Source organism: Pseudomonas sp. CFBP13528 (genome assembly GCF_005233615.1).
In the GTDB taxonomy this organism is placed as follows: domain Bacteria; phylum Pseudomonadota; class Gammaproteobacteria; order Pseudomonadales; family Pseudomonadaceae; genus Aquipseudomonas; species Aquipseudomonas fluorescens_AM.
The window spans coordinates 703,958-722,413 of the sequence record NZ_QGAJ01000001.1 but is presented as its reverse complement, the minus strand read 5'-3'; the positions used below and the strand labels follow the sequence as shown (position 1 = coordinate 722,413).

Sequence of the window (18,456 nt, the reverse complement as noted above, 5' to 3'; positions counted from 1 at the left end):
AGTCCTTAGCGCGTGCCGCCGCTCTGCTTGAGAAAATTGGCGAACAGCTCGTAGCCCTGCTCGGTCAGGATCGATTCAGGGTGAAACTGCACCCCTTCGATATTCAATGTCTTGTGGCGCAACCCCATGATCTCGTCGACCGAGCCGTCCTCCAGCTGGGTCCAGGCCGTCAGTTCCAGGCACTCGGGCAGGGTTTCGCGCTTGACCACCAGGGAATGGTAACGGGTCACGGTCACCGGATTGTTCAGGGCCTGGAATACTCCCAGATCCCTGTGAAATACCGGGCTGGTCTTGCCGTGCATCACCTGGCGCGCGCGCACCACATCACCGCCAAAGGCCTGGCCAATGGACTGGTGCCCCAGGCACACGCCCAGAATCGGCAGCTTGCCGGCGAAATACTGGATGGTTTCCAGGGAGATGCCCGCTTCGGTCGGCGTGCACGGGCCGGGCGATACCACGATGCGCTCAGGGTTCAGCGCGGCAATCTGGGCGACTGTCAGCTCGTCGTTGCGCACCACCTTGACCTCGGCACCCAGCTCGCCCAGGTACTGCACAACGTTGTAGGTAAAGGAATCGTAGTTATCAATCATCAGCAACATGTGGGTTCAAACCTCTTGAATTCACTGATTTCAAATGACCGCCTTCAAAGCGTTTGGCCCGCTGCCAGACGCACGTTCCGGTTGCCGGGTGAGTGGCAAGGGGCGTCAAACAGGGTGAAGAAGGCAAATCGGTACAGGTCCGGCCAGGCCGGCAGAGAAAAATGTCAGGCGCGCCAACGCCAACGGGCGTGTGCCTTGACTACTCGCATCAAGAGTCTGCTGATGATCAACACGGGGAGGGTCTCATTCATACGTCCAGGCACAGTAACGTAGCCTCGCCAACGGTGCAATATGGCGCCGCAAATACGGGCTGCGCTCAATGCGATGCCCACAGCAAAATCCGGTTTTGCGCTATAGAAAACGCTCGATACTTTGCTAGTGTTTCGGTTCCGACACAAAAATAACTCAATGGAATTTTCCATGCTCAGAACTTCGTTCTTCGCGCCCCTGGCCGCCGGCTTGCTTTCCCTGGCTTGTGCACAGGCTCATGCAGCATCGTCACCCTATTCAACGATGGTGGTATTCGGTGACAGCCTCGCCGATGCCGGCCAGTTTCCCGACGGCAGTGCCGGATCGACCCTGCGCTTCACCAACCGTACCGGGCCGACGTTCCAGGGAGACTATGGTCTGGTTTCTTCGACGCTGCTCGGCGCGAAGCTGGGTGTAGCGCCAAGCGACCTGAATGCCTCCACCTCACCGGTGCGCGCGATCCAGGGCTTGCCGGACGGAAACAACTGGGCGGTCGGCGGCTACCGTACCGACAATATCCTCGACTCCATCACCAACGTCTCCAACGCTGCGATCCCACCCGGCAATGCCGGGGGCGGCACGGTGCTGCGCAGTCGACAGGGTTACCTGCCGGCAAACGGCGGGCTGGCCGATCCGAATGCGCTGTACTTTCTGTCCGGTGGAGGCAATGATTTCCTCCAGGGTCGCGTACTCAGCCCCGCTCAAGCGGTCGCCGCCGGCGGGCGATTGGCCGACAGTGCCCAAGCCCTGCAACAAGCCGGTGCGCGTTACATCATGGTATGGATGTTGCCCGACATCGGCCTGACGCCGGCCGTCAACGGCACGCCGCAGCAGGCAGCGACGTCGGCCCTGAGCGCTGTTTTCAACCAGTCCCTGGTACAGCGCCTGTCGCAGCTCGATGCGCAGGTCATCCCGCTGAACATTCCATTGTTATTGAATGAAGCCTTCGCCAATCCGGCCCGCTTCGGCCTCGCCACCGGGCAAAACCTCACGGGCACCTGCTTCAGTGGCAACAGTTGCACCGCCAATCCGGTATACGGCATCGGTGGCACCAACCCGGACCCGACCAAGCTGATCTATAACGACTCGGTCCACCCGACCATAGCCGGGCAACAGCTGATCGCCGACTACGCCTATTCGCTGCTCGCCGCGCCGTGGGAAATCACGCTGCTGCCGGAAATGGCCCAGGGCACATTGCGCGCCCATCAGGATGAGTTGCGCAATCAATGGCAGGCAGACACCGGCCACTGGCAAGCCGTCGGCCAATGGCGAGCGATCGTGGCAGCCGGTGGCCAACGGCTGGATTTCGACGACCAGAACAGCTCGGCAAGCGGCGATGGCAGCGGTTATAACCTCAATATCGGCGGCAGCTACCGACTCAACGAAGCCTGGCGCGTAGGTGTCGCCGCAGGCCTGTACCGCCAGACACTGGAAGCCGGCGCCAGCGATTCGGATTACAAGCTCAACAGCTACATGGGCACCGCGTTTGCCCAGTATCAGCACAATCACTGGTGGGCCGATGCGGCCTTGACCGGCGGCAAACTGGACTTCGACAACCTCAAGCGCAAGTTCGCCCTGGGCGTCAGCGAAGGGTCGGAGAAAGGTGACACCGATGGCTGGCTCTGGGCCTTGAGCGGCCGCGTGGGCTACGACATCGCCGCGCCGGGCAGCGACTGGCACCTGTCACCCTTTATCAGCGCCGATTACGCGCGCGTTGAAGTGAACGGCTACTCGGAGAAAGACAGCCGCTCCACCGCCCTGACCTTTGATGACCAGCAGCGCGACTCCAAGCGCCTTGGCGTCGGCTTGCAAGGCAGCTACCGCATCACCCCGCAGACCCAGGTGTTTGGGGAAGTGGCTCATGAGCATGAGTTCGAGAACGACACGCAGAAGGTCAACATCGCGCTCAACAGCGTGCAGGGGATCGACTTCAAGCTGGACGGGTACACGCCGCGCAGCAATTCGGATCGCTTGAGCCTGGGTGTCAGCCACAAGCTGACGCAGGAGCTGGCGTTGCGGGCGGCGTATAACCTGAGGAAGGACGACAACCTGACCCAGCAAGGGGTCAGTGTCGGGGTGAGCCTGGATTTCTAACGACAGCACAATGAAGGTCTAATGTGGGAGGGGCGGTGCGACGATTCGACTTGCCCCCGATAGCAATGTGTCAGCCAGTGCATCATGACCTGGAAGACCGCTATCGGGAGCAAGTCGAATCGTCGCAGCGCCCCTCCCACAGTTTGATCTACATTTGGCTTTAGTCCTGTGGGGTCTGCTCCGCCAACGCCACCGCCCGGAACATCGCCCGGCGCTTGTTCAGGGTTTCTTCCCATTCCAGGGCCGGCACCGAGTCAGCCACAATGCCGCCACCGGCCTGCACATGCAGTTCGCCATCCTTGATCACTGCCGTACGGATCGCAATCGCGGTGTCCATGTTGCCGTTCCAGGCGAAATACCCCACGGCGCCGCCATAGACGCCCCGCTTGACCGGCTCCAGCTCGTCGATGATTTCCATCGCGCGAATCTTCGGCGCGCCCGACAAGGTACCGGCCGGCAGAATGGCGCGCAGTGCGTCCATCGCGGTCAACCCGGCTTTCAGTTCCCCGGTGACGTTGGACACGATGTGCATCACATTGGAGTAGCGTTCGATGACCATCTTCTCGGTCAACTTCACCGAGCCGATTTCCGAGACTCGCCCCGTGTCATTACGCCCCAGATCAATCAGCATCAGGTGTTCGGCGATTTCCTTGTCGTCGCTCAACAGGTCTTCTTCCAGCGCCAGGTCCGCTTCTTCGGTGGCGCCCCGCGGGCGCGTACCGGCGATGGGGCGCACGGTGATCAGGTTGTCTTCGACGCGCACCAGCACTTCCGGTGAGCTGCCCACCACGTGGAAATCACCGAAGTTGAAGAAGTACATGTACGGCGTCGGGTTGAAGCAACGCAGCGCTCGGTACAGGTCAATCGGCGCCGCCTTGAAATCGATGGACATCCGTTGCGACGGCACCACCTGCATGCAGTCACCGGCGAGGATGTATTCCTTGATGGTGTCCACCGCGCGTTCGTAGTCCGCCTGAGTGAAGCTGGAGCGAAACACCGGATCTGCGGCAGGCGGACGGCCGAGGTCCAGGCCACGACGCGGCGTGATCGGTTGGCGCAGCTTGTCCAGCAATGCTTCGAGACTGGCCTGGCCTTGTTCGTAAGCATCCGCCTGGGACGGGTCGGCCAACACAATCGCGTGCATCTTGCCGGCGAGGTTGTCGAACACCACGACCGCATCGGAGACCATCAGCAGGATGTCCGGCACGCCCAGCGGGTCCGGGTTCGGACATTTACCCAGGCGCTGCTCCACATAGCGCACGCAGTCATAACCGAAATACCCCACCAGGCCGCCGTTGAAACGCGGAAGGCCGGCAATGGTCGGCACGTTGTAGCGCGCCTTGAAGACCTCGACGAAGGCCAGGGGGTCGTCTACGTCATGGCTTTCGATCTCGACGCCATCATGAGTGATGCTCACATGATGGTCGTGAACCCGCAGTACCGTGCGGCACGGCAGGCCGATGATCGAATAACGGCCCCACTTCTCGCCGCCCTGTACCGACTCCAGCAGATACGAGTTCGGCTCGTCGGCCAGTTTCAGGTAGATCGACAGCGGCGTGTCGAAGTCGGCCAGGGTTTCGCGGGCCATCGGGATACGGTTGTAGCCGGCAGCGGCCAAACGCAGGAATTCTTCGCGGATCATCAGGTGCCTCGTGGTGTGAGGGTCAATCGGTCAGGTAGGCAAACGTGCCGCAAAATGCGGCCAGGATCAGTCAGGCGCGCCAACGCCAGCGGGCCAGGGCCTTGATGACTTTCATCCAGAGTTTGCGAGTGACCACCACGATGGGATTTCCAGAAGGAGACGGATCATTATCGGGCAACGTTATCTCAGCGCCCGCGCCCAGGCAACCGGGGATTAACAGACGCAGGTCGTCAATCACCAGCGCCGGCGATTCTTCGGCAATCGGCCGGCCATGGTTGTAGCCGTAACTCAAGGCCACGCACTGCACCCCTGCGGCTTTTGCCGCCAATACATCGCTGCGCGAATCGCCCACGAACAACGATTGGGACGCCGGGATATTCGCCATTTTCATCACGAAGAACAGCGCCGCCGGGTCGGGTTTTTTCTGCGGCAGGGTATCGCCGCCGATGATCCAGCGAAAATACCGGCCGATCTTCATCTGGTCCAACAGCGGTGCGACGAAGCGCTCCGGCTTGTTGGTGATCAAGGCCATTTCCACGCCCTGCTTGCTCAACCATTTGAGGGTGTCACGCACGCCGGGATACACCACCGTCAGTTCGTGGCTGCTTTCATAGGCGGCATTGAACAACTCCAGGGCATGTTCGGCCTCGACCTCATCCACACCGCTGGCGTCGATATTACCGGCCAGCGCCCGGCGCACCAGCATCGGCGCGCCGTTGCCGACCCATTCGCGAACCGCCTCGAGCCCCGCAGGCTTGCGCCCCAGTTTGAGCAGCATCTGGTCCACCGCCGCCGCCAGGTCGGGCACCGAGTCGATCAAGGTACCGTCCAGATCGAACATCACCAGCCGTGGCAATTTGCCGGGGAACAGCTGCTCAAAGCCGCTCATGGACGCGCCAGCGCCAATTCGGCGTGCATCTTGGCGATCACTTCCTGGTAATCCGGGGCATTGAAGATCGCCGAACCGGCCACGAACGTATCAGCCCCCGCGGCAGCGATCTGGCGAATATTGTTGACGTTGACCCCACCGTCGATTTCCAGGCGGATATCGCGGCCCGACGCATCGATCAGCGCCCGCGCTTCGCGCAGTTTGTTCAGGGTGCCGGGGATGAACTTCTGCCCGCCAAAGCCCGGGTTGACGCTCATCAACAGCACCATGTCGACCTTGTCCATCACGTATTCCAGCACACTCAACGGTGTGGCCGGGTTGAACACCAAGCCTGCCTTGCAGCCGCCTTCGCGGATCAGTTGCAGGGTACGGTCGACGTGCAGCGTGGCTTCCGGATGGAACGTGATGTAGGTCGCACCGGCCTCAATGAAGTCGCCGACAATGCGGTCCACCGGGCTGACCATCAGGTGTGCGTCGATCGGCGCGGTAATCCCATACTTGCGCAACGCTGCGCAGACCATCGGGCCGATGGTCAGGTTGGGCACGTAGTGGTTGTCCATGACGTCGAAGTGCACGAAGTCGGCGCCGGCGGCCAACACCTTGTCCACTTCTTCGCCCAGGCGGGCGAAGTCGGCGGAGAGAATCGATGGAGCAATGACGAAGGGCTGCATGACGCACCTTTTTTGAGCTAAATCACGATGGCGCGCATTGTATACCTCAGCTTTGCCCTGCGCACCGTGACCTCACTCAACGATTAATATGCCGCCCGGTAGATTTTTTCGATATCGGCCGCGCTGAGCTGGCGCGGATTATTGCGCATCAGGCGCTCGATGCCCGCCGCTTCGGTGGCCATCGCCGGGATAGCCTCCTCAGGCACGCCGAAACTGCGCAGGCCGGCAGGGATCTCGACGGCGGCGCACAGTCGCGTCATCGCCTCGACAGCCTGATCGGCGGCATCATTCACGCTCAGCCCGCTGACATTCACGCCCATGGCCTGCGCGATATCGCGCATCCGTTCGACACAGGCCAGCTTGTTCCAGTGCATCACATAGGGCAGCAACAGGGCGTTGCTCACGCCGTGGGCGATGTTGAACCGGCCGCCCAACGGATACGCCAGTGCATGCACTGCGCCCACGCCCGCGTTGCCGAAGGCCATGCCGGCCATCAGGCTGGCGGTGGCCATATCGTCACGGGCCTGCAAGTTGGCCGGGTTGGCGTAAGCCTTGGGCAGTGCGCCAGCAATCAGCTTGATCGCGCCAATCGCCAGGGCATCGGTGATCGGTGAGGCGTTCAGCGACAGGTAGGACTCAATTGCATGCACCAGCGCGTCGACACCACTGGCGGCGGTGACGCTGCGGGGGCAAGTGAGGGTCATTTGCGGGCTGATCAGCGCCACATCCGGCAGCAGGTAGTCGCTGACGATGCCTTTTTTCAGCTGGGCGACCTTGTCCGAGAGGATTGCCACGTTGGTCACTTCCGAGCCGGTGCCCGCCGTGGTGGGAATGGCGATCAACGGTGGGCCCTTGCGCGGTACCTGGTCAACACCGAACAAATCCGCCAGGGCGCCGTGGTAACCGGCGTAAGCGGCCACGCTCTTGGCGATGTCGATGGCACTGCCGCCGCCCACGCCGATCAGGCCATCGTGCCCGCCATCGCGGTAGGCCTGCATGCAGTCTTCGACAATGGCGATTTCCGGGTCGGGCAGCACGCGGTCGAAAATTTCATAAGGGCGCCCGCCCAAGTGCTCGAGCGCCAGCGCGATCGTGCCGGACTTGACCAGCACGGCATCGGTGACGATCAACGGGTTATCCACATCCAGGCGGGTGAGTTCGGTGGCGAGCTGTTCGATGGCGCCAGCGCCGGTGAGCAGTTTATGGGCGATCTTGAATGAGGAAGTACTCATGTGCGCGGCCTCTTATTGAGAGATGGGCTGGCACAAGAGTAGCTGAGACAAATGGGTTGTCTGCCATTCAAGAGCTGAATGGTCATCATCTGAATGAACAAATAACCAATGTGGGAGGGGGCTTGCCCCCGATAGCAGTGTATCAGCCAGCCATCTGAGACTGATACACCGCTATCGGGGGCAAGCCCTCTCCCACATTTTGCTCTGTTCGAGGCTTCAGACCTGGGCAGTACGCAGCTTTTCGCCGCGTCCGCGCAGCCATTCAAGCGTCAGCAACAGCACCACTGAAAACCCAATCAGCAACGTCGCCGCCGCCGCAATCGTCGGGCTGAGGTTTTCACGGATGCCGCTGAACATCTGCCTGGGCAAGGTAGCTTGCTCCGGCCCGGCGAGAAACAATGTCACCACCACTTCGTCGAACGAGGTGGCGAATGCAAACAGCGCACCGGAAATCACCCCCGGCGCGATCAGCGGCAAGGTCACCCGGCGAAACGCGGTCAACGGTGACGCGCCCAGGCTGGCCGCCGCCCGCACCAGATTGTGGTTGAACCCCTGCAAGGTCGCCGACACGGTAATGATCACAAACGGCACACCCAGCACCGCGTGCACCACAATCAACGAGAAGAAGCTGTTACCCAGCCCCAGCGGGGCAAAGAACAGGTAACTGGCCACGCCGATAATCACCACCGGCACTACCATCGGCGAAATCACCAGGGCCATCACCAATGCCTTGCCGGGGAAGTTGCCGCGCGTCAGGCCAATCGCCGCCAGCGTGCCGAACACCATCGCCAGCACCGTGGCCGCCGGGGCGACGATGAGGCTGTTGCGCAGGGCGCGCATCCATTCGGCCGACGCGAAAAAGTCCTGATACCACTGCAGCGAAAAGCCCTGCAACGGGTACACCAGGAAACTGCCGCTGTTGAACGACAGCGGGATGATCACCAGTACCGGCAGGATCAGGAACAGCAGGATCAGGCCGCACAGAATCCGCAGGCTGTAGAACCACAGCCGCTCCACCGGTGACCTATATGGGCTCAGCATTGCAAGGTCTCCTCAGCTCAGGCGCAGGCGACTGGCGCCCACCAGCCGGTTGTAGATCAGGTACAGCAGCACCGTCGCCAGCAGCAGCAAGCCGCCCAACGCCGTGGCCATGCCCCAGTTGATGCTGGTGTTGGTATAGAAGGCCACGAAGTAGCTGACCATCTGGTCGTTCGGGCTGCCCAGCAAGGCCGGGGTGATGTAGTAACCAATCGCCAGGATGAACACCAACAGGCAGCCGGCACCGACACCGGCGTAGGTCTGCGGGAAGTACACGCGCCAGAAGCTGGCGAAGGGGTGACAGCCCAGGGAAATCGCCGCACGCATGTAAGTTGGCGAAATGCCCTTCATCACGCTGTAGATCGGCAGAATCATGAACGGCAGCAGGATATGCACCATGGAGATGTACACACCGGTACGGTTGAACACCAACTCCAGCGGCGTATCGATCAGGCCCATGCCCATCAGGGCGCTGTTGATCAGGCCGCCGGATTGCAGCAGTACGATCCACGCCGCCACCCGCACCAGGATCGAGGTCCAGAACGGCAGCAATACCAGGATCATCAGCAGGTTGCTTTTACGCGCCGGCAGGTTGGCCAGCAGGTATGCCAGGGGATAGGCCAGCAGCAGACAGATCACAGTGATGACCAGGCCCATCCAGAATGTTCGGGCGAAGATATCCAGATAGATCGCCTGGTCGGGTGTGGCCGGCGCGATTTCGCCCAGGTCGTCGATGCGGTGATCGACGGCCGCCAGCAGGTAGTAAGGCGTCAGGCTGCTGGTATTGCGTCGGATCGCCTGCCAGTACGCCGGGTCGCCCCAGCGTTCGTCGAGGGTTTCCAGCGCAGCTTTATAAGAGGCCGGCGCGTCGGTGAACGGCAGCGCCCGCGCGGTTTTGGTCAGCAGGCTGCGATAGCCGGCCAGTTCCATGTTCAAGCGTTTGGACAGATCGCCCAGGGTCTGGTTTTTGCGCGCTTCGCCCAGGTCTTCACTGAGCGCCTGGTACACCGACTCGCCGGGCAAGCCACGACCGTCCCAGGCCGTCACTGCCACCACCGTGCGCGGCAAGCCTGCCACCACTTCCGGGTTGCCGACGCTTTTGTAGAGCAGCGCAACAATGGGCACCAGAAACACCAGCAGCAAAAACAGCACCAGCGGCGCAATCAAGGCCTGGGCTTTCCAGCGATTGAGCCGCTCGGCACGGGCCAGGCGCTGCTTGAGGGTGGGAATGGCGAGGGCCATGGAAAACTCCGGGTCTTGAAAGTGGATGCAATCTGTCAAACACAACAGATCCCCTGTGGGAGGGGGCAAGCCCCCTCCCACATGGATTATTTAGCGGCCCAGGAATTGAAGCGCTGCTCGAGCTGCTCGCCGTTATCCGCCCAGAAGCTCACATCGATCTGCACCTGGTTGGCGATATTTTCCGGGGTGGTCGGCATGTCTTTGAGCACGTCTTTGGCCAGCAGCGGCACGGCCTGGGTGTTGGCCGGGCCGTAGGCGATGTTTTCCGAATAGATCTTCTGCTGTTGCGGCTGCACCGAGAAGGCGATGAATTTCTTCGCCGCTTCGGCGCGGTCCTTGGCCAGGCCCTTTGGAATGGCCCAGGCGTCGAAGTCGTAGATGCCGCCGTTCCACACCACTTTGAGGTTGCTTTCTTTCTGCACGGCGGCGATCCGGCCGTTGTAGGCCGAGCTCATCACTACGTCGCCCGAGGCGAGGTATTGCGGCGGCTGTGCACCGGCTTCCCACCACTGGATCGACGGTTTGAGTTCGTCGAGTTTCTTGAACGCACGGTCCTGGCCATCTTTGCCGGCCAGCACTTTATAGACGTCCTTGGGCGCTACACCGTCGGCCATCAGCGCGAATTCCAGGGTGTATTTGGCGCCTTTGCGCAGGCCGCGCTTGCCGGGGAATTTCTTGGTGTCCCAGAAATCCGCCCAGCTGGTCGGTGCACTGGCGAGTTTGTCGGCGTTGTAGGCCAGCACGGTCGACCACACAAAGAAGCCCACGCCGCAGGGCTGGATCGCGCCTTTGACGTAGTCGGCGGGGTTGCCGAACAGTTTCGGGTCCAGGGGCTCGAACATGTCTTCGTCGCAGCCACGGGACAGTTCCGGCGACTCCACTTCCACCAGGTCCCAGGACACGCTCTTGGTGTCGACCATGGCTTTGACCTTGGCCATCTCACCGTTGTATTCACCGGCGATGATCTTGCCGTTGCCCGCGCTTTCCCACGGGGCATAGAAGGCCTTGACCTGGGCCGCCTTGTTCGCGCCGCCAAAGGAAACGACAGTCAGGTCCGGGCCTGCCATGACCTGTGTCGCGCCCATCAAGCCGATAGCCAGGGCCGAATACTTAAGGGATCTCAACATTGTTGTGCTCTCCACGTGCAGGGTTGGTGAAGCCAGGGGGCGATCAATTCGCCTCTAGAAGTGGGTCGAGTGCGCGAACGTGCTCGACTTGCCAGCCAATCGGTACTACGTCGCCGACCGTCAGGGCCGGGTCCAGCTCGGCAATCGGTTGTTTCACGAAAAAATCGGTCTTGCCGCAGACTTCCAGGCGCACACGCACGTGGTCGCCCAGGTAGATGAACTCCGCCACCCGCCCGGAGAAACGGTTGATGCAGCGGTCACTTGCGCCATTGAGGCTGACGCGCTCCGGACGCACCGACAGGGTCACCGGGCCGCCGATCGCGCCGACATTCACCGCCAGCGCCTCGACCTTCTCTCCGCGCGCCAGCTCCACCACACAGCGCTCGCCGGTGTGGCTGTGCAGACGGCCATTGAGGCGGTTGTTTTCGCCGATGAAGTTGGCCACAAAGGTGTTCTTCGGTTCTTCATACAGGCTGCGCGGCGCGGCGATCTGCTGGATTTCGCCCTGGTGGAACACCGCCACACGGTCGGACATGGTCAAGGCTTCGCCCTGGTCATGGGTCACATACACCACGGTCACGCCGAGGCGCTGATGCAGGTGCTTGATTTCCATCTGCATGTGTTCGCGCAATTGCTTGTCGAGGGCACCCAGGGGTTCGTCCATCAGCACCAGTTGCGGCTCGAACACCAATGCGCGGGCCAGTGCCACCCGCTGTTGCTGGCCCCCCGACAGTTGCGCCGGGTAGCGCTGGGCGAAGGCGTCGAGCTGGACCATGCTCAGCACGCGCTTGACCCGCTCGCTGATGTCGGTCTTGCTCAAGCCACGCACGGACAGGGGAAACGCCAGGTTCTCGGCCACGGTCATGTGCGGGAACAATGCGTAGTTCTGGAACACCATGCCAATGTCGCGCTTGTGCGGCGGCACGTTATTGATCGAGCGTCCGGCCAGCTGGATTTCGCCGGCGGTGGGGGTTTCGAAGCCGGCCAGCATCATCAGGCTGGTGGTCTTGCCCGAACCGGACGGCCCGAGCAGGGTGAGGAACTCGCCCTTGCGAATCTCCAGGTTGAGGTCTTTGACGATCAGGTTTTCGCCATCGTAGCTTTTCTGCACGCCACGAAAGCTGACCAGCACATCATTTGTATCCGCCTCGCTCATACCCGCACCTTTGTGTTTTGGACCGCTGTGACACAAGCGTAGTCCAGGCGCGAGGCCCCGGAAATCGGGGGCCAGGAGAGAATCGCATCAGCCGGATGGAAGGTTCGGGGTAGGGATCGCCCTACCCGGATGACGGGCATGGGACAGTGCAGCGGCAAGCCCGTGTCGGGCGGCGCTTGCGAGGTGTCGTTAATGGATACGCCGCTACAGCAGCTTGTGTTCCATGGCGTATTTCACCAACTCGGCCAGGGAGGTGATATTGAGCTTTTGCATCAAGCGCGCCTTGTGGGTGCTGATGGTCTTGCTGCTCAGGGCCAACTGCAGGGCGATGTCGTTGACGTTGGCGCCTTGTGCCAGACGTTCGAACACCGAGAACTCGCGCTCCGACAGCAGCGAGTGCAAGGGGCGTGAATCCGTCAGGCCGACTTCGAAGACCATGCGGTCTGCCAGGTCCGGGTCGATATAGCGCCCGCCCGCCGCGACCTTGCGAATCGCCATCAGCAGCAGTGCCGGGTCGCTGTCCTTGGTGGCATAGCCGGCCGCGCCGACCTTGAGGGCGCGAGCAGCCATTTGCGCCTCATCGTGCATGGACAACACCAGGATCGCCGGCGGGTTGCTCAGCGCCCGGATACGCGCGATAGCCTCCAGGCCATTCACGCCGGGCATGGAGATATCCAGCAACACCACCTCGCACGGCACATGGCGCAGGGTCTCCAGCAATTGCTCGCCATTGCTCGCTTCGCCCACCACCAGCAGGTCCTTGGCCAGGCCGATCAATTGCTTGAGGCCTTCTCGGACAATGGTGTGGTCTTCGGCTACCAGTACGCGGATCACAGGGGTTTCCTCTTAATTGTTATCAGGCATCCAACGGCACCGTGACACTCAGGGTGGTGCCCTCCCCCAACTCGCTGACCAGGCTCAACTGCCCGCCCATGATCAGCACCCGTTCACGCATGCCGACCAGGCCGAACGACACCGCTCGCCCCTGCGCCTGCACGAAGCCGATTCCGTCATCGCTGATGGTCAGTCGCAGGTTCGGGCCATCTACGCCCAGCGTCAGCTCCACAGTATGCGCCTGGGCATGGCGCATCACATTGGTCAGCGCTTCCTGCAGGATGCGGAACAGGCCGATGGCCTTGGCGTCGCTCAGTACCGGCGGGTTTTCCGGGACGCGTACCAGACAGGGAATCTGCGTGCGCGCTTCGAAACGGCGCGCCTGCCATTCGATGGCCGAGGCAATGCCGGCGTCGAGAATCGGCGGGCGCAGCGCGGTGGCGACATCACGGACCAGTTGGAAAAGCTGGGCGATCAGGCGCTTCATGCTGTTCAAGCGCTCGTTCAGGCCCGGGTCGAGTTGCGCATAGGCCAATTCACACATAGAGGTTTCCAGTTTGAGCACGGTGAGCATCTGCCCGAGTTCGTCGTGTACCTCGCGGGCGATACGCGCCTTTTCTTCTTCGCGCACCGTTTCCAGGTGGGCCGACAATTCGCGCAACTGTGCCTCGCTCTGCAGCAAGGCGGCCACATAACGGCGGCGCTCGGTGACGTCAGTCAGGTAAACCACCAGGTACTCGCCGTCGGCAAAGCGCAGAAAACTCAACGATACGTCCGCCGGCAGGATACTGCCGTCGGCGCGCAGGCAGTCGGTGGCGAAGGTCTGCGCGCCTTCCTCGCTGGCACGCCCACGCTTCCACAGATTGAGCCAGCGGTCCATGGTCAACGTCGGGTCGAAATCGATCAGCGGTCGCTCGATCAATGCGCCAGCGCCATAGCCGAGCATGGTTTCGGCGGCGCGATTGGCGTAACGCACGTGACTGTCCCAATTCACCCACAGGATGCCGACCGTACTTTGATCGATGGAAAACTGCGTCAGGCGCAAGGCTTCAGCGCCAGCGGCGCGCGCTGCACTTTCCTCCCGCGCCGCCAACAGGTCGTGCTCCAGGTGACGCTGTTGGCGGCGCTGCCAGAGCACCGCCGCGAGGCTGGCGAGCAGCATCAGCCCCAACAGCACGCTGAGGTTTTTCCACAAGCCCATGGCGTCCGATAAACGCGGGTACTGAGGTTGCAGCCAGCGGCTGTGCAATTGATCCAGGTCGCGGGCGGGTATCGCCCGCAAGGCGCTTTGCATGATGCCGGCCAGCTGCGGCCATTCACGCCGAGTGGCCACTCGCAGCAACTGCGGCAAGCCGATATCGCCGACCACCGCCAGCCCGGCAAACTCCGCCTCGCCGGACAACCGCCCCAGTTGCGCCTCATCCACCACTGCATAGCGCGCCTGCCGACTCACCAGTAACTGCAGGGCCTGGCGCTCCATGGGCACGCCTTGCAGGTTAAGGTTGGGGTACGTACTGCGCAGGTAATCGGCCACCGTGCTGGGCATGCGCACCGCGATGCGCGATTGTGCGTCGAGTTTTTCCAGCTCCACCGCGCCGCCGCCTTCGCGAATACCGACGATATGCTGAGGCACACGCATATAAGGGTCGCTGAACAACCACAGGCGCAAGCCGGCCGGGGTTTGCTGCAGGCCCGGAGCGATATCCACCTCGCCATCGCGCACGGCGGCTTCCAACTGCTGCTGATCGGGAAAGTTGCGCCAGGTCAGCTCGATGCCAAGCGCCTTGGCCAGCCATTGCATCAACTCGACATTGGCCCCGGACAACCGCTGCAGCCGTCGGTCGTATTGCGCGTAAGGCGCCTGCAATACCAGGCCCACCCGCAGTTGCGGGTGCTGCGCCAGCCACGCACGCTGCTGCGCATTCAGCTGCGCCTGGGGCACGACGGGAGCAGGCGCGGCGTTGCCCATCAAGGCAACACACAGACAGCCGATAACCAGCAGCAAGCGAAAACCCATGATCCACGTCTCACATCACTGACAAATACCGATCAACCCATTAGGCTGCTGGAATCACTTCTGGCCGGGATTTAACGATGCCACCTCGAAACCGTTCGGCACTGCCAGCATTGTGCCTGTCGCTGCTATTTACCAGCGCCTTTTCTGTTCAAGCCGCCGATGCGCCAGCAGCCGTCGCGGAAAAACCCGCCGAGCGCCAGCCCTTGCCCGAGCGCAGCGAGGCAGAAGCGCGCGCGCTCGAACGTCAGGTTGCGCAACAGGAACAACAACAATTGCAGGCCGGCAGCGAGTCGTTCCTGGCCCTGTGGAAGCCCGCCAACGGAGCCGACCCCCAAGGTGTGGTGATTATCGTGCCAGGCGCCGGCGAAAATGCCGACTGGCCGCAAGCAATCGGCCCGTTGCGCCGTAAACTGCCGGACGCTGCCTGGGGCACCCTCAGCCTGTCATTGCCGGACGTCAACCTGGACACCTTGCCGCCACGCGTCATCGAGCCGCCCAAAGCGGCGGTCGATACCAGCAGCAAGGACGGCAGCACGGTCGCCAAACCCGTCGAACAGGCTGCCAGCGCGGAAGCCGAAGGCACTGACCCGGCGGTGGTACCGGGCGCGGATGAACAGGACAAGACCGACGCCAAACGTATCTTCGACCGCATCGACGCTGCCGTCGCTTTCGCCCAGACCCAGGGCGCCCGCAGTGTGGCACTGCTCGGTCACGGCACCGGTGCATGGTGGGCTGCGCGCTACCTGAGCGAGAAACAACCCGCCCAGGTGCAGAAACTGGTGATGGTGGCCGGGAAGACACCCGCCGCTCGTCAACCGGACCTGCAGCAGTTGGCGCCGGCGTTGAAAGTGCCTACCGCGGATGTGTTCTACCAGGACGGCGCCCAGGACGGCAAAAATGCACTGGCCCGTATGCAGGCGGCCAAACGCGGCAAGAATGACGGCTACAAGCCGGTGCAACTCCACGCCCTGCCCGGCAACGATGCCGCCGAGCAGGAGCAGTTGTACCGCAGAGTTCGCGGCTGGTTGAGCCCGCAGGCCGATTGAACACATTTTTCGAAAGTGCTGAATAACCAATGTGGGAGGGGGCTTGCCCCCGATAGCGGTGTATCAGCTGCCACACGTGCTGACTGACACTCCGCCATCGGGGGCAAGCCCCCTCCCACATTCGATCGGCGTTCTCAGGCTGGCACTCTCAACGAAAGTCCCGCCGCTCGCGAATCAATGCGTAAGCGTTATGCAACTCACGGGTACGCTCGGTCGCCTCGCGCACTTGTGCGGGGCTGGCGCCACTGCCGGCGATCTTGTCCGGGTGGTGGCGGCTGAGCAAGCGGCGATAGGCGTGCTTGATCACCGAGGGCTCAGCGGTGGCCGTCACTCCCAGAATCCGCAGCGCTTCCTGATAAGCCCCGCCACGATTGGCCAACGGCTTGCGCGCCGGCGCGTAATCGGAAGCCAACGCGCGGATTTGCTGCGGCGTCCAGCCCAGCCATTTGCCCCACAACTGGATCAGCTCACGCTCGGTATCATCCGCCCGGCCATCGGCCCAGGCCATGCGCCAACAGGCACGTAGAACCCCCTCGGCGGCATGGGGTTGCGCCTTGAGCACGCGCAGATAACGGCGGACACGGTCAGTGCCGGACTTGCCGCGATTAAAGGCCATGATGGCCCGGCGCTGGGCCGGCTCGGTCATGTCCAGCGCACGCATTTCCTGGCGCGCCTGCTGGATATGCCCGTCCACAATGCGCCCATTGCTTTTGGCCAGACGCCCCAGCAGCACGAACAACAATTCGTCGTTGCGCAACGCGGGGCGCCCGCCAAGGCGTTCGCGTAACTGCGCCCAGCTGTGCAATTGCAGGCGCCGGTCCAGCGCCTGCCCCAGCAATGCACCCAACAAAGCCCCCGGGATGCTGGCAATCGCAAAGCCAGCCCCGGCGCCGATCAGCGTCCCTGGCCACAACATCCTATCGTCCTGCTGTCAGCAAGGTTTCGACCTGCGCCAGACGTTCAAGCGTTCCAACATCCACCCAGCGTCCCTTCATGTGTTCACCCGTTACCCGACCTTTGGTCATCGCCGCACGCAACAACGGCGCAAGCTTGAAGGCACCCGCACTGCAACCCGCGAATAATTGAGGGTCAAGCACAGAAATGCCACTGAAGGTCAGGTTATCGGCACCGGGCGCCGCATCATGAAGCACGCCGTCGCTCAGGTGGAAGTCACCGCCGGACGGATGATGCGCCGGGTTGTCGACCATCACCAGATGGGCCAGGCCCTGGAGCGGTCGCTTCAATTGGCTGAAGTCGTAATCGGTCCAGATATCGCCGTTGACCACCAGGAACGGCTCGTCCCCCAGCAACGCCAGCGCCTGGAAAATTCCGCCGCCGGTTTCCAGCGGCTCGCCTTCGGCTGAATAACGGATACGCACGCCGAACTGGGCACCGTCCCCCAGATAGCTTTCGATCTGCTGACCGAGCCAGGCATGGTTGATCACGATCTCGGTGAAGCCGGCCTTGGCCAGCGCTTCAAGGTGATACTCGATCAGCCGTTTGCCGCCTGCCTGCACCAGCGGCTTGGGCGTATGCAGCGTCAGCGGGCGCATGCGCTCGCCCTTGCCGGCCGCCAGGATCATCGCCTTCATACGCAAGCCTCGGCGGGTTGGCGCAGGCTGCCGAGCAGTTCGCCCAGGTCGCTCAACTCAGGTCGGTCGGCGAGCACCGCTTCTATATAGGCAAAGAAGCGCGGCACGTCCGCCAGATAGCGCGGCTTGCCATCCCGGTGACAGATCCGCGCGAAGATACCGATGACCTTGAGGTGACGTTGCACGCCCATCAGGTCGCTGGCGCGCAGGAAGTCTTCAAAATCATCCTGCACGGGGATGCCCAACTGCCCGGCGCGTTCCCAATAGCCGCGCTGCCACGCGCGCACGCGGGCCTGGGGCCAGCTGAGGAAGGCGTCCTTGAACAGGCAGGTAATGTCATAGGTCACCGGGCCATAGACCGCATCCTGGAAATCCAGCACCCCAGGACCGGGTTCACTGATCATCAGGTTGCGCGGCATATAGTCGCGGTGCACCAGCACGTTGGGCTGGGCCAGGGCGCTTTCGATCAACCGCTCACTCACCCGCTGCCAGAGGGCCTGCTGCCGGGTATCAAGCTCGATACCCAGGTGCCGGCGTACGTACCATTCAGGGAACAACTCGAGCTCGCGACGCAACAAGGCGACGTCATAGCTGGGCAGCGGCGCGTCCATCGGCAACTGCTGGAACGCCAGCAACGCATCGATGGCGTCGGCGAACAATTGATCGGCGTTTTGCGCGTCAATCACGTCCAGGTAGGTTTTTCGGCCCAGGTCATTGAGCAAAAGAAAGCCACGGGGCAAATCTTCTGCATAAATTTTTGGCACATTAATTCCCGATTTCGCGAGCAAATGCGCGATATCGACGAAAGGTTTGCAGTTTTCCTGGGGCGGTGGCGCGTCCATCACGACGAATGTATGCGCCCCGCCCTCCCACCGGAAGTAGCGCCTGAAACTCGCGTCACTGCTGGCCGCGGTCAATGTGGCCGGGGGTACGGCGCCCCAGTCCTGAGCGTTGAAGAGAATCGGCAACTGCTCATCCAGCCAGACTTCCAGCTGTTGTAAACGTAGATCGTGCTCGGGCATTACAAG

At 62.1% G+C, this 18,456-nt stretch carries 16 protein-coding genes; 2 read left to right on the top strand and 14 right to left on the bottom strand.

What is annotated here, in order from left to right:
- Nucleotides 1–5: 5 nt before the first annotated feature.
- Nucleotides 6–599, bottom strand: coding sequence for an aminodeoxychorismate/anthranilate synthase component II (locus PspCFBP13528_RS03375; protein WP_101219912.1), 594 nt, complete (start codon nt 597–599; stop codon nt 6–8).
- A 420-nt stretch (nt 600–1,019) separates the two neighbouring features.
- Between PspCFBP13528_RS03375 and estP the strand changes: the two genes are divergently transcribed.
- On the top strand, nt 1,020–2,942 hold the full coding sequence (gene estP / locus PspCFBP13528_RS03365) for an esterase EstP (protein ID WP_137199640.1): 1,923 nt from the start codon (nt 1,020–1,022) through the stop codon (nt 2,940–2,942).
- A gap of 160 nt (nt 2,943–3,102) precedes the next feature.
- Here the strand turns inward: estP and trpE are convergent, their stop codons facing one another.
- The 10 genes from trpE to PspCFBP13528_RS03315 all read right to left on the bottom strand — a co-directional run bounded on the left by trpE (nt 3,103) and on the right by PspCFBP13528_RS03315 (nt 14,790).
- Nucleotides 3,103–4,584 carry an anthranilate synthase component I gene (gene trpE, locus PspCFBP13528_RS03360; protein ID WP_065950899.1) on the bottom strand — a complete coding sequence of 494 codons (1,482 nt, stop codon included), beginning with the start codon at nt 4,582–4,584 and terminating at the stop codon, nt 3,103–3,105.
- A 70-nt stretch (nt 4,585–4,654) separates the two neighbouring features.
- Nucleotides 4,655–5,473 (bottom strand): phosphoglycolate phosphatase, encoded by an 819-nt coding sequence (locus tag PspCFBP13528_RS03355; RefSeq protein ID WP_137199639.1) that lies wholly within the window; start codon nt 5,471–5,473, stop codon nt 4,655–4,657.
- The gene (gene rpe / locus PspCFBP13528_RS03350; RefSeq protein WP_137199638.1) at nt 5,470–6,144 is read right to left on the bottom strand and encodes a ribulose-phosphate 3-epimerase; all 675 of its coding nucleotides are present in this window, start codon (nt 6,142–6,144) and stop codon (nt 5,470–5,472) included. The genes PspCFBP13528_RS03355 and rpe overlap by 4 nt, the downstream gene beginning before the upstream one ends.
- Before the next feature lie 83 nt (nt 6,145–6,227).
- Nucleotides 6,228–7,376 (bottom strand): iron-containing alcohol dehydrogenase, encoded by a 1,149-nt coding sequence (locus PspCFBP13528_RS03345; RefSeq protein ID WP_101219909.1) that lies wholly within the window; start codon nt 7,374–7,376, stop codon nt 6,228–6,230.
- A 216-nt stretch (nt 7,377–7,592) separates the two neighbouring features.
- The gene (locus PspCFBP13528_RS03340; RefSeq protein WP_065950903.1) at nt 7,593–8,417 is read right to left on the bottom strand and encodes an ABC transporter permease; all 825 of its coding nucleotides are present in this window, start codon (nt 8,415–8,417) and stop codon (nt 7,593–7,595) included.
- 12 nt (nt 8,418–8,429) lie between these two features.
- On the bottom strand, nt 8,430–9,656 hold the full coding sequence (locus PspCFBP13528_RS03335) for an ABC transporter permease (RefSeq protein ID WP_065937056.1): 1,227 nt from the start codon (nt 9,654–9,656) through the stop codon (nt 8,430–8,432).
- 86 nt (nt 9,657–9,742) lie between these two features.
- The gene (locus PspCFBP13528_RS03330; RefSeq protein ID WP_101219907.1) at nt 9,743–10,783 is read right to left on the bottom strand and encodes an ABC transporter substrate-binding protein; all 1,041 of its coding nucleotides are present in this window, start codon (nt 10,781–10,783) and stop codon (nt 9,743–9,745) included.
- 43 nt (nt 10,784–10,826) lie between these two features.
- Entirely contained in the window at nt 10,827–11,939 is a 1,113-nt protein-coding gene (locus PspCFBP13528_RS03325; protein ID WP_065950906.1) for an ABC transporter ATP-binding protein, read from the bottom strand.
- 204 nt (nt 11,940–12,143) lie between these two features.
- Nucleotides 12,144–12,773 (bottom strand): response regulator transcription factor, encoded by a 630-nt coding sequence (locus PspCFBP13528_RS03320; protein ID WP_065950907.1) that lies wholly within the window; start codon nt 12,771–12,773, stop codon nt 12,144–12,146.
- A gap of 22 nt (nt 12,774–12,795) precedes the next feature.
- Nucleotides 12,796–14,790, bottom strand: coding sequence for a transporter substrate-binding domain-containing protein (locus PspCFBP13528_RS03315; protein WP_101219905.1), 1,995 nt, complete (start codon nt 14,788–14,790; stop codon nt 12,796–12,798).
- A gap of 77 nt (nt 14,791–14,867) precedes the next feature.
- Here PspCFBP13528_RS03315 and PspCFBP13528_RS03310 point away from each other — a divergent pair, with 77 nt between their 5' ends.
- Nucleotides 14,868–15,836 carry an alpha/beta hydrolase family protein gene (locus PspCFBP13528_RS03310; protein WP_101219904.1) on the top strand — a complete coding sequence of 323 codons (969 nt, stop codon included), beginning with the start codon at nt 14,868–14,870 and terminating at the stop codon, nt 15,834–15,836.
- 148 nt (nt 15,837–15,984) lie between these two features.
- On the opposite strand, the gene PspCFBP13528_RS03305 is transcribed toward PspCFBP13528_RS03310, so the two are convergent.
- The 3 genes from PspCFBP13528_RS03305 to PspCFBP13528_RS03295 are packed head-to-tail and all read right to left on the bottom strand — an operon-like array spanning nt 15,985 to nt 18,450.
- Nucleotides 15,985–16,752, bottom strand: a complete 768-nt coding sequence (locus PspCFBP13528_RS03305; protein WP_065950910.1) for a TerB family tellurite resistance protein — start codon at nt 16,750–16,752, stop codon at nt 15,985–15,987.
- A 1-nt stretch (nt 16,753) separates the two neighbouring features.
- Nucleotides 16,754–17,428: an N-acetylmuramate alpha-1-phosphate uridylyltransferase MurU gene (gene murU / locus PspCFBP13528_RS03300; protein ID WP_065950911.1), complete on the bottom strand. Its 675-nt coding sequence runs from the start codon at nt 17,426–17,428 to the stop codon at nt 16,754–16,756.
- Nucleotides 17,425–18,450 (bottom strand): phosphotransferase, encoded by a 1,026-nt coding sequence (locus PspCFBP13528_RS03295; RefSeq protein ID WP_137199637.1) that lies wholly within the window; start codon nt 18,448–18,450, stop codon nt 17,425–17,427. The genes murU and PspCFBP13528_RS03295 overlap by 4 nt, the downstream gene beginning before the upstream one ends.
- Nucleotides 18,451–18,456 lie beyond the last annotated feature (6 nt).